At 67.8% G+C, this 14159-nt stretch carries 13 protein-coding genes; 6 read left to right on the top strand and 7 right to left on the bottom strand.

What is annotated here, in order from left to right; genetic code table 11:
- Nucleotides 1-68: 68 nt before the first annotated feature.
- Genes OG225_RS05425 through OG225_RS05415 form a run of 3 tightly spaced genes read right to left on the bottom strand, consistent with a single transcriptional unit; the run spans nucleotide 69 to nucleotide 2175 of the window.
- On the bottom strand, nucleotides 69-959 hold the full coding sequence (locus OG225_RS05425) for an RNA polymerase sigma-70 factor (protein ID WP_405180664.1): 891 nt from the start codon (nucleotides 957-959) through the stop codon (nucleotides 69-71).
- A gap of 29 nt (nucleotides 960-988) precedes the next feature.
- The gene (locus tag OG225_RS05420) at nucleotides 989-1720 is read right to left on the bottom strand and encodes an NAD(P)/FAD-dependent oxidoreductase (protein WP_405180663.1); all 732 of its coding nucleotides are present in this window, start codon (nucleotides 1718-1720) and stop codon (nucleotides 989-991) included.
- Nucleotides 1699-2175: an FAD-dependent oxidoreductase gene (locus tag OG225_RS05415; RefSeq protein ID WP_405180662.1), complete on the bottom strand. Its 477-nt coding sequence runs from the start codon at nucleotides 2173-2175 to the stop codon at nucleotides 1699-1701. The genes OG225_RS05420 and OG225_RS05415 overlap by 22 nt, the downstream gene beginning before the upstream one ends.
- Before the next feature lie 190 nt (nucleotides 2176-2365).
- On the opposite strand from OG225_RS05415, the gene OG225_RS05410 reads away from it, so the two are divergent.
- The 4 genes from OG225_RS05410 (at nucleotide 2366) to OG225_RS05395 (ending at nucleotide 6304) form a co-directional block, all read left to right on the top strand.
- Nucleotides 2366-3889, top strand: a complete 1524-nt coding sequence (locus OG225_RS05410) for a multicopper oxidase family protein (RefSeq protein WP_405180661.1) — start codon at nucleotides 2366-2368, stop codon at nucleotides 3887-3889.
- 95 nt (nucleotides 3890-3984) lie between these two features.
- On the top strand, nucleotides 3985-4716 hold the full coding sequence (locus OG225_RS05405) for an ABC transporter ATP-binding protein (protein ID WP_405180660.1): 732 nt from the start codon (nucleotides 3985-3987) through the stop codon (nucleotides 4714-4716).
- Nucleotides 4713-5495, top strand: a complete 783-nt coding sequence (locus tag OG225_RS05400; protein ID WP_405180659.1) for an ABC transporter permease — start codon at nucleotides 4713-4715, stop codon at nucleotides 5493-5495. Before OG225_RS05405 ends, OG225_RS05400 begins: the two co-directional genes overlap by 4 nt.
- A 74-nt stretch (nucleotides 5496-5569) precedes the next feature.
- Nucleotides 5570-6304: a TetR family transcriptional regulator gene (locus OG225_RS05395; RefSeq protein ID WP_405183201.1), complete on the top strand. Its 735-nt coding sequence runs from the start codon at nucleotides 5570-5572 to the stop codon at nucleotides 6302-6304.
- On the opposite strand, the gene OG225_RS05390 is transcribed toward OG225_RS05395, so the two are convergent.
- The 4 genes from OG225_RS05390 to OG225_RS05375 form a co-directional block, all read right to left on the bottom strand.
- Nucleotides 6301-6534, bottom strand: a complete 234-nt coding sequence (locus tag OG225_RS05390) for a Trm112 family protein (RefSeq protein ID WP_405180658.1) — start codon at nucleotides 6532-6534, stop codon at nucleotides 6301-6303. The two genes, OG225_RS05395 and OG225_RS05390, sit on opposite strands and share 4 nt — an antisense overlap.
- A gap of 10 nt (nucleotides 6535-6544) precedes the next feature.
- The gene (locus OG225_RS05385) at nucleotides 6545-7045 is read right to left on the bottom strand and encodes a GtrA family protein (RefSeq protein ID WP_405180657.1); all 501 of its coding nucleotides are present in this window, start codon (nucleotides 7043-7045) and stop codon (nucleotides 6545-6547) included.
- A complete protein-coding gene (locus OG225_RS05380) occupies nucleotides 7042-9276 on the bottom strand; it encodes a hypothetical protein (RefSeq protein ID WP_405180656.1) in 2235 nt (744 codons plus the stop codon). The genes OG225_RS05385 and OG225_RS05380 overlap by 4 nt, the downstream gene beginning before the upstream one ends.
- A 116-nt stretch (nucleotides 9277-9392) precedes the next feature.
- A complete protein-coding gene (locus OG225_RS05375; protein WP_405183200.1) occupies nucleotides 9393-11594 on the bottom strand; it encodes a hypothetical protein in 2202 nt (733 codons plus the stop codon).
- A 290-nt stretch (nucleotides 11595-11884) separates the two neighbouring features.
- Between OG225_RS05375 and OG225_RS05370 the strand changes: the two genes are divergently transcribed.
- Together OG225_RS05370 and rffA are read left to right on the top strand one after the other, a co-directional pair.
- Complete coding sequence (locus tag OG225_RS05370; protein ID WP_405180655.1) at nucleotides 11885-13030, top strand: glycosyltransferase; 1146 nt, start codon at nucleotides 11885-11887, stop codon at nucleotides 13028-13030.
- Nucleotides 13020-14159, top strand: coding sequence for a dTDP-4-amino-4,6-dideoxygalactose transaminase (gene rffA / locus OG225_RS05365; RefSeq protein ID WP_405180654.1), 1140 nt, complete (start codon nucleotides 13020-13022; stop codon nucleotides 14157-14159). Before OG225_RS05370 ends, rffA begins: the two co-directional genes overlap by 11 nt.

Genomic DNA, 14159 nt, shown 5'->3' with positions numbered 1-14159 from the left:
ATGCCTCGATCACGCTGCGGCACAGCACATATCGGCGGACAACGGATCGAGGAGGAGATCTCCTGGACTCAGCCGAGCGTGTCGGTCCCCCGGTACAGCCCGGCCAGTTTGTGCGGGTTGACCTGCAAGCGCAGGTTGCGGATCTGTCCGTCGACGAGATCGTAGGTGAAGGCCGCGACCGGGTTGTCGCCCACGACGGCCAGCGCGCCGAGTTCACCGTTGATGGTGGCGGAGCGGAAGGTGATGCCCGCCGAGCTGGGTTTGGCGAGAACGCCGAGGGTCCACCGGGCGATGTGGTCCTTGCCGAACAGCGGGCGGAGAGCGGCGGTGACGACGCCACCGCCGTCGGACCACAGGGTCGCGTCGGGGGCGAGCAGATCCATCAGTGCATTCAGGTCGCCGCCCGCGCAGGCGGCCATGAATCGCGCGGTGACCTGTTCCCTTTCGACTCGGTCGGTGTCGTATCGGGGACGACGCGCCCGCACGTGGGCGCGGGCCCGGTGCGCGATCTGTCGGACGTTGACCTCCGATTTGTCCAGGGTTTCGGCGATTTCGGCATGGCTGTAGCCGAAGACCTCGTGCAGCAGGAATACCGCGCGCTCCAGCGGGGCGAGGGTTTCCAGCACCACGAGCATCGCGGTGGAGACGGTGTCGGCCAACTCGGTCTCCTCCGCGATATTCGGCGTGGTGAGCAGGGGTTCTGGCAGCCAGGGACCGACGTAGGTCTCGCGGGTCTCGCGGGTCGCGCGGGTCGAGGTGAGACGGGTGAGGGCGAGGTTGGTCACCGTGCGCACGAGGTAGGACTTGGGATGTTCGACCCGGGCGTGGTCGACGGCGTGCCATCTGAGCCAGGCGTCCTGGAGGGCGTCCTCGGTATCGGTGACGGTGCCGAGCATCCGGTAGGCGGTGGCGAAGATCAGCCGCCGGTGTTCGAGGAAGGGATCGCGCTCGTCGTCCATCGGCTGCTGCTCCTCGCTGTGTTCCGGTTCTAGGCAAGCCGCGCGGTGGCCCTGCCGCCTTTGTACAGCTGGACCGGGACGGCGAATCTGCGGCTCAGCCCGAAGATCGGGATCGGGCTCCGGCTGACGGTTTCCTTGTACAGCACGGCGGCCTTCCCGGTCAGGTGGAAACGGCCCGGGGTGTCGTCGGCCTTCGTGAACTGGATGACCGCGTCCGCGCGGCCCAGGCTGACCGGCTGGTGGATGTAGCCGAATCGGAACGGGGCGATCTTCTTGCCTCGGAACCTGCGCGCGATCTCGTCGGCGACATAGGCGGCGGTCGGCATCCCGGACTGACAGGTTCCGTGGATCTCACCCCAGGCCTGGCGGACCGCGGCAGCGTCACCGATGGCGTGGATGTTCGGATGCGAGACCGAGCGCAGCGTGGCGTCGACGACGATCCGGCCGCGCGGGTCGGTGTCGATCCCGGATTCGGCGGCAAGCGGCGGCACCCGCATCCCGGTGGTGATCAGGGTCAGGTCGGCCGGAATCAGGGTCGAGTCGGCGAGTTCCACGGCGTCCGGCAGAACTTTGGTGATGTGGTGCCCGATGACCCTTGTGATACCGAGGCGGTCGGGCGCGCGGCCGAGGTACGCGCGGGCCTTCGCGCCCATCATCGCCCCCGGTTCGTCGGTGCCGACGAGGGTGACCCGCAGTGCGGGGAAGCGTTCGGCGATCTCGGTCGCGGCCTCGATACCGGTCAGGCCCGCACCGCCGACCACGACGGCGCCGCCACGGGATTCGACCCGCGCGAGTCGGTCGGCGAAGCGGTGCGCGGATCGTTCAGGGTCCAGGCGTGTTCGGCCGCGCCGGGGATGACCGAGGTATCCGTGCCGCTGCCGAGGGCGTAGATCAGTTCGTCGTAGCCGAAGGTGACGGTGTCGTCGACGGTGACCTGCGCCGCGACGGTGTCGATGGCGGTGGCCCGGCCCCGGACGAATTCGATGCCCGTACCGTCGACGATGTCGGCGATCCGGTGTTCGGGGAGCCGCTGACCGGTGGCGATCTGGTGCATGCGCAGCCGTTCGGTGAAGCGGGCCGACGGATCGACCAGGGTGATCCGCACATTTCCGCCGCGGGTCCGCCCGGCCAGCCGGACCGCGGCCAGCATGCCGGTGTAACCCGCGCCGAGGACGACGAGGCGATAGGGGGTGTTCATGGTGTTCATGGTGTTCATGGCGTTCGCTCCCGGTGGTCGCGATTCGGAATGGTGACGACCAAGGGACTGCCGTCCCCCTCTCACCGCGACACTTCCATGGAGTGATGTGGATCACACCTGATGCCGAGGGGAGAATCAGGGCGGACCGGGGGCGAAATGGGGACGCTCACGGATGTGCCGCGATGCCGCCGATTCCTATCGTGAAGCCATGCCTTCGCTCGATCGTCGTCCGCATACGTTGCGGCGCTTGTTGTTCGGTGCCCTCACACTCGTGACCGCCGTGGCGACGACGGTGGGCGGGTGCGTCGCCCTGACGTACACCCGCGCGGACATATCCACCGTCGGGAAGGTGGATTTCACCCGAGAACTCGCGATCCCGCCGCTGGCCACCGGCGTGACCGAACCCGACGGAACCCGGGTGTTCACACTCGATATGCGCCGGGGGCGCACGGAGTTCCGACCGGGTGAGCCGACGAATACCTGGGGGTTCAACGGCGACCATCTCGGACCGACGCTGCGCGCCCGGCGCGGGGATCGGGTCCGTGTCGACATCACCAATTCGCTGCCGGAGGCGTCGACGGTGCACTGGCACGGCATGCGCCTGCCCGCCGCCATGGACGGCGGACCGCACCAGCCGATCCCGGCGGGCGGCAGGTGGTCACCGGAGTGGACGGTGGCCCAGCCCGCGGCGTCGCTCTGGTACCACCCGCATCCGCACGGCACCACCGAATCCCATGTCCGGCGCGGGCTCGCGGGGATGTTCATCCTCGATGACGCCGCGTCGGAATCATTGCCGCTGCCGAGTGCGTACGGTGTCGACGACCTCCCGGTCATCGTGCAGGACGTGCGCTTCGCCGGTGACGAGCTGGACGGCGCGCATCGCATGTTCCGCAACGCCGGTTTCCTCGGTGATCAGATCCTGGTCAACGGAACCCTCGGCCCGTATCGGGAGGTCGGCGACGAACTCGTCCGGTTGCGGCTGCTCAACGCCTCCACCGCGCGCGTCTACGATTTCGGCTTCGCCGATGACCGGGCCTTCGCGCAGATCGGCACCGACGGCGGACTGCTGGAGGCTCCGATCACCGTCGACCGGGTGCGGCTGTCGCCGGGCGAGCGCGCGGAGATCGTCGTCCGCATGCGACCGGGTGAGCGAACGGTACTGCGCGCGGGCCCGCTCGACGCCGGTCTCGATTTCTGGAATCAGCGGTTCTCCGGCGGCGACGACAGTTTCGACATCCTCGAATTACGCGCGGCCGCCACCCTGCGCTCCTCCTCCGACCTCCCCGCCACCCTGGTCGCCTCGTCCACTCCCGACGGGACCGACTCGGTACAGGAGCGAACGTTCGACCTCGAATTCGCGGGTATCAACGGGCGGCCGATGGATATGAACCGCATCGATTTCGCTGTCACCCGTGGCACGGCGGAGACGTGGACCGTGCGCAACGGCGACGGTATGCCGCACAACTTCCACGTCCACGACGTGCGGTTCCGGGTGCTGACGGTCGACGGCGCGCCACCGCCGCCGGAACTCGCCGGCCCGAAGGACACCGTTTTCGTACCACCGGGAGCGACCCTGCGACTGGCCCTGCGTTTCGACGGGCCGGCCGACCCGAACACGCCGTACATGTATCACTGCCACCTGTTGTGGCACGAGGACCAGGCGATGATGGGGCAATTCGTGGTGGTCGAGCCCGGCGGGAGCGCGGGAGTCGTGCCGCGCCACGGTCACTGAATTCCACTGATCTCCGGCCTATCCCTTGCCCACGCGGGTGTCGCGCGCTAAATTCATCACACAGTGAATTCAACACTCGATGAATTGAGGCGACCATGTCGCAGCCCTCGTCGTCCGCGGCCGTCGAAGTTCGGAATCTGACCGTCCGACGCGGTAAACGCCAAGTCCTGCACGATATTTCGCTGACGATCCCGAAAGGTTCGATCACCGGACTGCTCGGGCCGTCCGGATGCGGCAAGACCACGCTGATGCGCAGTATCGTCGGCACCCAGGTCGTGGCGTCCGGTGAGATCACCGCGCTCGGCCTGCCCGCGGGCTCCCCCGAATTACGCAGGCGCATCGGCTACGTCACGCAGGCACCGAGTATCTACAGCGATATCAGCGTGCGCGACAACGTCGGGTATTACGCGGCGCTCTACGGACGCGATCGCGACGATATCGATGACGCCATCACGGCCGTCGGCCTGCTCGAGCACGCGCGGCAACGCGGCGACGAATTGTCCGGCGGCCAGCAGACCCGCGTGTCGCTGGCCTGCGCCCTGGTCGCCCAGCCGGACATGCTGGTACTCGACGAACCGACGGTCGGACTCGATCCGGTTCTGCGGGTGGAGTTGTGGAAGCAGTTCCACGACCTGGCCGCCAACGGGACGACCCTGCTCGTCTCGAGCCACGTCATGGACGAGGCCGAGCATTGCGATCGGCTGCTGCTGATGCGCGACGGCGCTCTGCTCGCCGAATCCAGTCCCGACGAACTGCGTGAGCGCACCGGCGAACAGAACCTCGAACAGGCCTTCCTCACCCTCATCACGACGGGAACGAACGCATGACCACCACCGTGGTACCCGCCCGCTCGCCGCTGCGGCCCTACCTCTCGACCACCGGCCGCATCCTGCGGCAACTGCGCAACGACCACCGCACGGTCGGCATGATCCTCGTGGTGCCCGCGCTGCTGATGACGCTGCTGTTCTTCATCTACCAGGACGCACCGCATCCACCGCACGGTCCGACGCTGTTCGATCGGGTCGGCATCAGCATGCTCGGCATCCTTCCGTTCATCGTGATGTTCCTGATCACCGCGATCGCCATGCAACGCGAACGCAGTTCGGGCACCTTGGAACGGTTGCTGACGACACCGCTGTCGAAATTCGATCTGCTCGGCGGATACGGCACCGCCTTCTCCCTCGCCGCCGCCGCTCAGGCCGTGGTGGCCTGCCTGGTGTCGTTCGGACTGCTGGATCTCGACGCGGCGGGCAATCCGGCCTGGGTGGTGCTGATCGCGGTGGTCGACGCGATCAGCGGTGTCGCGCTCGGCCTGCTGGCCAGCGCTTTCGCCCGCACCGAATTCCAGGCCGTACAGTTCATGCCGGTGGTCGTCGCGCCGCAGATCTTCCTGTGCGGCCTGCTCGTTCCGCGTGATCAGCTCCCCGACTGGCTGCAACCGATCAGCGATCTGATGCCACTGAGCTACGCGGTCGACGCGCTGCAACAGGTTTCACAGAATCCGGAGGTGACCGGCGAGATGTTGGGTGACCTCGGGGTCGTCGCGGCGTTCGCGATCGTGGCACTCGCGCTCGGCGCGGCGACACTACGGCGACGCACCGCATGAGTACGGCCGGGTCCGGCAACGGCGCTCGCCCTGGCGCGAAGGCGAACTCGCTCGACGCGCCCTCCGCCGACATCGTGGGCCGATCCGGCGACGAGTCGCCCGATTCGGACGCGGCGCGGAACGACGAGCCGGACCCGGCCGAGGGCGGACCAGCGGACCCTGCCGAGGGCGAACGGCCGGGACGCTCCGGCCGCAGGCGAGGACGGTCGGGGGCCAAGGAGAAGATCCTCGCGGCCGCCAGGGCCCGATTCGCCGAGAACGGTTTCGACAAGACCTCGATCCGTGCCGTCGCCACCGACGCGGGCGTGGATCCCGCGCTCGTCCATCACTACTTCGGCACCAAACAGCAGTTGTTCACCTCCGCGATCCAATTGCCGTTCGACCCGGAGGCCACACTGCGGACGATCCTGGGAGTCCCGACGGACGAACTCGGGACAACGATTCTGCGCGAGGTTGTCGGTATCTGGGATTCACCGGCGGGACCGGGTGTCATCGCGTCGTTCCGCAGCATGCTCGCCAGCGGTGATCTGTCGCTGGCGCGCACCTTCGTGTTGGAAGTGGTGCTCGAACGCGTGCGTCTGCGGATCGCCACCCCCGAGGACGACGGTCGCGCCAGGGTCGCGCTCGTCGCCTCGCAGATGATGGGTGTGCTGGTGGCGCGCAAACTCGTCGGAGTCGAACCGCTGGCCTCCATGCCGCTGCCCGCGCTGGTCGCCGCGGTCGGGCCGACGTTGCAGCGCTATCTCACCGGTCCGCTGGAGTCGGCCGGCGAAGACGTGAAGAGCGGAACGGGCCGCGATGTTCGCTAAGCGTCGGCGTGCTGGGCGGTGAAGGCCTGGTGTTCGGCCTCGGTCGCGTCGCGGGCGTCATCGATGAGCAGCACCGGGATGCCGTTGTCGATGTGGTAGACGCGGCGCAGACGCGGGTTGTAGAGCAGGCTTCCGCCGTTGTCACCGCGCACCAGCAGTAGCGGGCCCTTGTCCTGGGGACAGGCGAGCAGGCTCAACAGTGTGGCGTCCAAGGCGGTGTCTTCCGGCATGACCGATAACCTACCCGGCCGCCGGATCCGGTCCGCCACCGTCCGCCGGACGGTGGAACGAGATGTAGCGGTGGCCGAAGAAGCTGGCGACCGCGACCAGACCCATGACGATCACCGCCGACGGGGTTTCCGGGAAGTGCATGACCGTGACCGCGAGTTGGATCAGCGCCGCGTTCAACACCAGACCGCCGGAATTCACCGCGCAGAATCGCAGGAAGTCGCCGATCACGTGTCCGTGCACCCGGAAGACCAGGGTGCGGTGCAACCCGAAGGCCACCACCATGCCGACGGCGTAGGCGAGCGCGACCGCGACGAAGGGCTGGATGTGATCTCCGAGCACATGCAGCCACAGGACCGTCAGGCCGATGCCGAGCGCGGTGTTGAATCCGCCGACCGCCGCGAATGCGAGTTCCTGCCTGCGGAACAGACGCAGCAGCGGTCCCGGTTCCTCGGTTCCGGTGACTCCCGCCGCGTGGGCCGCCGTCTCGCTGCCGATCGGATCGGCGCTCATCGCGGCGCGCCCGCGAGATCGATGGATTCGGCGGCGGGCGCGGCGGCGGGGACGCTCTCGGACCGACGACGACGTTCTCGCAGAGAGAGCCATTGCAGCGCACCGACACCGAGCACCCCGAGCAGCGCGGCGCCCGCGCCGAGTTTCCAGCCGGGCGGCTGCCAGGACAGTTCGAGTTCGCCGTCGCGGGTGCCCGCGGGGATGTCCACGGCGGCGAAGGTCTTCCCGACCAGTTGCACCGGGATCTCGTTCCCGTCGAGGGTCGCCCGGTAACCGGGCCAGCCCAGTCTGGCGAAGACCACCCGACCGCCGAGGTCGGAGTTCACCCGCGCACGGCTGGTCCGGTCGGATTCCGACTCCGACACCGCTGTCACGCCGTCGGCCGCGGCGATACGTCCGTCGCGGGTCGAGAGCGGACCGTCCTGTCGTTCGAGGACCGCGATGTACCCGTCGTGACCGGGGTGGTCGACCCACCTCCAGCCGGTCGGCGCGGGTTGGTTGCGTGCCTCGGGGAAGAGCGCTTTGTGCAGTACCACGCGATCCACCTTCATCAGGTCGACGATGCTCCTACCGGTGGTCGGCTCGATCGCGAACGCCCTGCGGTACGCGTCCGGACAGACGCTGGTGTCCCAGCGCATGCACAGTGTCTCGCCGAACCAGTAGTGCCCATTGGGGGTATAGCCGCTCACATAGGTCAACTCCAGGTCCTTGGCGTAATTGCCGAAGACCAGTGATCCGTACGCGCCGTCCGGTGTCCGTTCCGCGGGCGGAATCAGGGCACGGTCGGCCAATTGCAGGGTAGTGCCGGTGAAGTCGGGGAAGGCCGCTTTCATCTCCGATCGCTTCTCGGGCAGATTCCACCCCATCGGCGTCGGCTGCGCGGCGTGGACCTGGAGATAGGCGATGGGGAAGATCGAGACGATGATCAGCGCGCAGGCCGTGGCGATCCCCCTGGTCCGGCCGAGCCATACGACCACAGCGCCGAGCGCGGCGATGCCGAGCACCGACAGCACATGCCATACGACCTCGTCCGGGGCGGCCGAGAATGTCCGCACCCAGAGCAATCCGATCAGTACCGCGGCCGCGATCGCGCGCTGACGCGGATCGCGGACCGTCGCATAGCGCCCGAGCAGGACGCAGACCAGCAGCAACAGTCCGAGCGCCACCATCGGCAGCACCCGCGCGGGCCAGCGCAGCGGACCGATCGCACCAGGCCCCGCGGTCCACATCAACGCCATCAGCGCGAAGAGTCCGATCGCGCCGAACTCGCGCCAGTTCTCCCGCGCTTTTCGCCAGTCGACGAAGGCGAGGGCGGGGATCAGGAACCACGCGATATAGGTGACCGGCATCGGCTGCACATAGCCCCACCAGGAGTTGTAGGCGGGCAGGGTGCTGGGCAGGCTCGCGTTGAGCGATTCCGACCAGGGCACGGTCAGGAACTGGTCGTTGTTGATCTGGGCGGTGCCGCGCCAGGTCACCTTCGCCGAGAGCATGCTCGGCAGGTAGGTCGCGAGTCCGGCCAGGGCCGCGCACGCCGAGACCGCGAGTACCCGCAGCGACGGCCGCCACGCGCGCTGGTAGACGAATTCGCCGACGACGACGGCGAGAACCATCAGGCCCGCTTCGACCGCGGGGAAGATGTACTGCACCGAGATGGCGAGGTACAGGAACACGAACGTCGGTATCGGACCGGCGCGGCCGCGCGCGTAACGCACCGCCGACGCCCACGCCTGCACCAACCACGCGGTGCCGGTGAGCGCGGTGTACCAACTGGCTTCGTCGAAGAACAACAGCCAGCCGGTGAACGGCATCGCCACACCGGCGACCGCGGCCCACGGCAGCGCCGCCCCGTATTCCTTGCACACCCGGTAGACGCCGAGTCCGAGGATGATCGCGAAGATCAGTTTGACGACCGTGGCGTAGAGCGCGACATTGTCCACCGACGGCGCGATCAGATCGATCAGCAGCTGCGGTGGATTCAGCAGTCCCGCTTCCTCGATGGCGTAGTTGCCCGCCATCCAGTGCTCGGGAACCATCGTGGGGTAATGCCCGTCGCGCAGATTTCGGCCGAGCATCACCCACAGTGGCGCGTACTGCGATTCGGTGTCATCGGTATAGAAATGCCGGGCATTGGCGAAAAGGACGGCAACATATCCCGCGATCACACCGAGCGCGGTCACCAGACCCCACGTGTATGCGTCCCGCCGTGCGGGGGCGTTGCTTTCCACCACGAGTCCCAGACCATACAGTGCCGGGTTCGGTCCTCATTCCGGACTCGGTGAACGAGTCCGGCGGTACCGGGCGGAATTACGGTGTCCGCCCGGATTCTCGATCCGGGACGCCGGGACTAGGAGACCGCGTCGGCCAGTTCGCGTTCCGGCTCGCGCGGTGACGGATCCGAGACGGCAGGGGCGTCACGGCGACGCGAGCGGATGTACAGCCACTGGAGCAGACCGATACCGGCCAGGCCCGCGACCATCGTCGCGATACCGATCTTCCAGCCGGGCGGACGCCAGGTGAGTTCCAGTTCGGCGTTCCGGGTTCCGGCGGGGATGTTCACGGCGACGAACGATTTGGCGACCGTGGTGAAACCGATCGGGGAACCGTTGAGGGTCGCCCGGTAACCCGGCCAGCCCAGGCGTGAGAAGACCACCCTGCCGCCCTCGGCGGAGGATACCCGCACCCGGCTGGTGGCATCGGTTTCCGAGAGGGAGGTCGCGGTGACCTTGTCGGCGTCCGATACGCGACCGTTCACCGTCGAGATGGGGCCGTCCTGACGTTCGAGGACCGCGATGTACTTCTCGTGTCCGGGATAGTCCACCCACTTCCAGCCCTCCGGCGCGGGCTGGGCCGCGGCGTCGGGGAACAGCGCGCGCTGCACCACGACCCGATCCAGTTTCATCAGGTCGACCAGCGGTTTCCCGGTGCTCGCCTCGGGGGCGAACATCCGGCGGTAGGCGTCGGGGCAGACGCTGCCGTCCCAGCGCATGCACAGCAGTTCACCGAAATAGAAGTGTCCGGTAGGGGTGTAGCCGTTGACGTAGCTCAGCTCCAGACCCTTGGCGTAGTTGCCGAAGACCAGGGAGCCGTACGCGCCCTGCACGCTCTTGTCGGCCGGTCCGATCAGGCCGCGATCGGCCAACTGGATGGTGTTGCCCGTGAAATCCGGGAACGCCGCCTTCGCGTCGGAGCGTTTCACCGGCAGGTTCCATGCCATCGGCGTCGGCTGGGCGGCGTGCACCTGGACGTAGGCGATCGGGAACATCGCGACGATGGTCAGCGCGCAGGCCGTGGCGACCCCCTTGGTCCGGCCGAGTAGGACGACGCCGGCGCCGAGCGCGGCGACCGCGGCCGCGGCGAGCAGATGCCACAGCCAATCGTGCGGATCCGCCGAGAACGTCCGCACCCACAGCAGCCCGATGAGCACCGCGGCGGCGACCGCCCGGTTCTTCGACCGACCGAAGGTCCCGAAACGTCCGAGCAGCACGCAGACCAAGACCAACAGACCGATGGCGAGCATCGGCAGCACGCGGACCGGCCAGCGCAGCGGACCCACCGATCCCGGGCCCGCGGTCCACATCAGCATCATGATGGCGAACAGTCCGACCGCGCTCAGCTCCCGCCACGCTCCGCGCGCCCGTTCCCAGTCGACGAAGGCGAGGGCCGGGATCAGGAACCACGCGATATAGGTGACCGGCATCGGCTGCACATAGCCCCACCACGAGGTGAAGGCGGGCAGGGAACTGGGCAGGCTCGCGTTGAGTGATTCCGACCACGGCACGGTCAGGAACTGGTCGTTGATGATCTGCGCGGTGCCGCGCCAGGTCACCTTCGCCGAGAGCATGCTGGGCAGGAAGGTGAGCAGGCCCGCGAGCCCGGCACAGCCCGACGCGAGCGTCAGGCGCAGCACCGGCCGCCATCTGCGCTGGTAGATCAGTTCGCCGACGGCGACGGCGAGCAGCATCAGCGCGGCCTCGACGGCGGGGAAGATGTACTGCGTCGAAATCGTCAGGTAGAGGAAGACGAAGACCGGGATCGGTCCGGAGGTGCCGCGGGTGTAGCGCACCGCCGACGCCCACGCGTGGACGAGCCACGCGGTGCCGGTCAGCGCGGTCATCCAGCTGGCCTGGTCGAAGAACAGGAAGAAACCCGACAGCGGGAAGGCGATACCGGCGACCGCGGACCAGGCCGGTCTGCCGCCGTAGGCGAGTCCGATCCGGTAGACGCCCAGCGCGGCGATGATCGCGAAGATCAGTTTGACCACGGTCGCGTACAGCGCCACGTTGTCCACCGACGGCGCGATCAGATCGATCAGCAGCTGCGGCGGGTTGAACAACCCGGCGTCGTCCATGGTGTTGTTACCGGCCATCCACTGCTCGGGCACCATGAGCGGGAAGTTCCCGTCCCGCAGCGAACGGCCGAGCCCGACCCACAGCGACGTGTACTGGGATTCGGTGTCGTCGGTGAAGTAATGCCTGGCGTTGGCCAGGAGCACCGCGAGATATCCCGCGATCACGCCGACGGTGGTGACGAAGCCCCACCGCAGCACGTCGCGGCGCGAATCACGTTCCACGACAATCGGATCGGAGCCGGAGGCCGCATCCCCGTCGACCCGTTCGGGTCGTTCGTGCGCCGCCTTCGTTACTGCACTATCGGTCACGAGTTCCAAACCCTACAGGGGGCGGGAACGCTTGGCATCGCCCCTGGACGCCACCATGATGGTGTGATGATCAGGCCCGGATCGCGCGGCGACAGCCGTGCTAGAGTTCACGGCGGCTCGGGCTCCGCTGTTGCGCGGAGAATTCCGGCACGCACCGTCATCGAAAGTCGATCCAGCTGATGCCGATTCCCCCCACACGCCCGCACCGCTCCGCCGAACCGGCGTCGAGCGGTCGTCCCGGCACCGACCGGCCGCACACGGTATCGGTCGTCGTCCCGGTCTATCGCGGCGAGGACACGATCGGCCAACTGGTCGCCGAACTGCATCGACTGACCGACCCCGGCCTGACACCGTCGGGCACACCGTTCGTCGTCGACGAGATCATCCTGGTGCACGACAACGGCCCCGACCGCTCCGACGTGGTGTTGCAGGAGCTGGAACAGAGCCACAAGTACGTGCGCACGGTCTGGCTCAGCCGCAATTTCGGCCAGGACGCCGCCACCATCGCGGGTATGACGGTCGCCGCGGGCGACTGGATCGTCACCATGGACGAGGACGGCCAGCACGACCCGGCGTTCATCGGTACCTTCCTGGACGCGGCGCTGTCCGAACGCGCCGATCTGGTGTACTCGAAACCGAGCAATACCCGGCCGCACGGATTCCTGCGCAACCTCACCTCGCGCGGCGCCAAACTGGTGCTGGCCACAGTGTTCGCCTTCCCCGATTCCACCCGGTTCGAGAGCTACCGCCTGATCCGCGGGGATATCGGCCGTCAGCTGGCCGAGGTCGCCTCCAACGGCGTCTACCTCGACGTCGCGCTGACCTGGGTGGTCGGCAGGGTCGCGCAGGTTCCGGTGGAACTGCGCGCCGAGGGCCGCGAGGAATCCGGCTACAACTACCGACGGCTGTTCTCCCTGTTCTGGAAGATGGTGCTGTGCAGCGGCACCCGCGGCCTGCGCCTGGTCAGCATGCTCGGGGTGACGCTGGCACTCGGCGGTGTCGTCATGGCCGGGGTGGTGGTGTTCGAAGCGCTGACCGCCAACGACTGGGCTCCCGAAGGCTGGGCCTCGACCATCGTCGTGCTGCTGCTGTGTTCGGGCGCCGTGCTGTTCTCCCTCGGTCTGATCGCCGAATATCTCGGGGTCGCACTGCATATCCTCGTCGGCAAACCGCTCTACCTGACCGTCGAGACGCCGACGCCGCGACCGGTGCGCGCGACCGAACCGGTAGCCTCCGTATCCATGCCGGAATCCACGGACACCGCGGGAGCGCGGGAACTGTCGAACACCGCCGCCAGCAGGGGGACCGACCGGGTTGAGCACTGATCGCGTCATCTTCAGCCGACCGTTCCGGGCCCCCCGGGAACTCGCGAATCTGGAGGCCGTCCTCGCCTCCGACCACAGTCACGGTGACGGGCAGTTCACGGCCGCCGCCACGGCGAAGCTGAAAACCATCACCGGGGCGCCGCACGCGCTGCTGACCACCTCGTGCACGTCCGCGCTGGAAATGGCCGGGTTGCTGCTCGAACTGGGCCCCGACGACGAAGTGATCGTGCCGAGTTTCGCGTTCACCTCCACCGCGACCTCCATGGCGCTGCGCGGGGCGACCTGTGTCTTCGCCGATATCGATCTCGCCACCGGCAACCTCGCCCCCGAAGCGGTCGCCGCAGTGATCACCGAGCGGACCAAGGCCGTCGTCGTCATCCACTACGGCGGTGTGGCTGCCGATATGGCCGGGCTGCTGGAACTGGCGAGCACGCACGGTTTCGCGATCATCGAGGACAACGCGCACGGACTCGGCGGCGCGTGGCGCGGCAGGCGGCTGGGCACCATCGGCACGATGGGCTCGCTGAGCTTCCACGACACCAAGAACGTGCACTGCGGTGAGGGCGGCGCGCTGCTGCTCACCGACGAGATCCTGATGGCGCGCGCGGAGATCATCCGGGAGAAGGGCACCGACCGGGCCCGCTTCCTGCGCGGTGCGGTGGACAAGTACTCCTGGCAGGACATCGGCTCCAGTTATCTGCCGAGTGAATTGAACGCCGCCGTCCTGGACGCCCAGCTCGACGAATTCGACACCATCCAGGCCGGACGGCACCGGGTGTGGGACGCCTACGCGGCCGCGCTGCCGGAATGGGCCGCGCGCAACGACGTCGGGCTGATGTGGGTTCCCGCCGATCGCGAGCACACCGCACACTTGTTCTACCTGCGCACACCCACCGAGCAACGGCGCGACGACCTGATCGCGCATCTGGGCGCGCGCGGGATCTCGGCGCCGTTCCACTACGTGCCGCTCGATTCGAGTCCAGCGGGGTTGAAACTCGGCCGCACCCCCGTGCCCTGCGCGAACAGCGCGGAGTTCTCGGGCACGGTCGTCCGACTGCCGCTGTGGCCCGCGCTGAGCGACGAGCAGGTGGACCGCGTGGTCGACGCGGTCACCGCCTTCACGGTCTAG

It is taken from the genome of Nocardia sp. NBC_01377, assembly GCF_045040005.1.
GTDB lineage: Bacteria > Actinomycetota > Actinomycetes > Mycobacteriales > Mycobacteriaceae > Nocardia > Nocardia noduli.
This window is presented reverse-complemented; position numbering and strand designations above follow the sequence as displayed.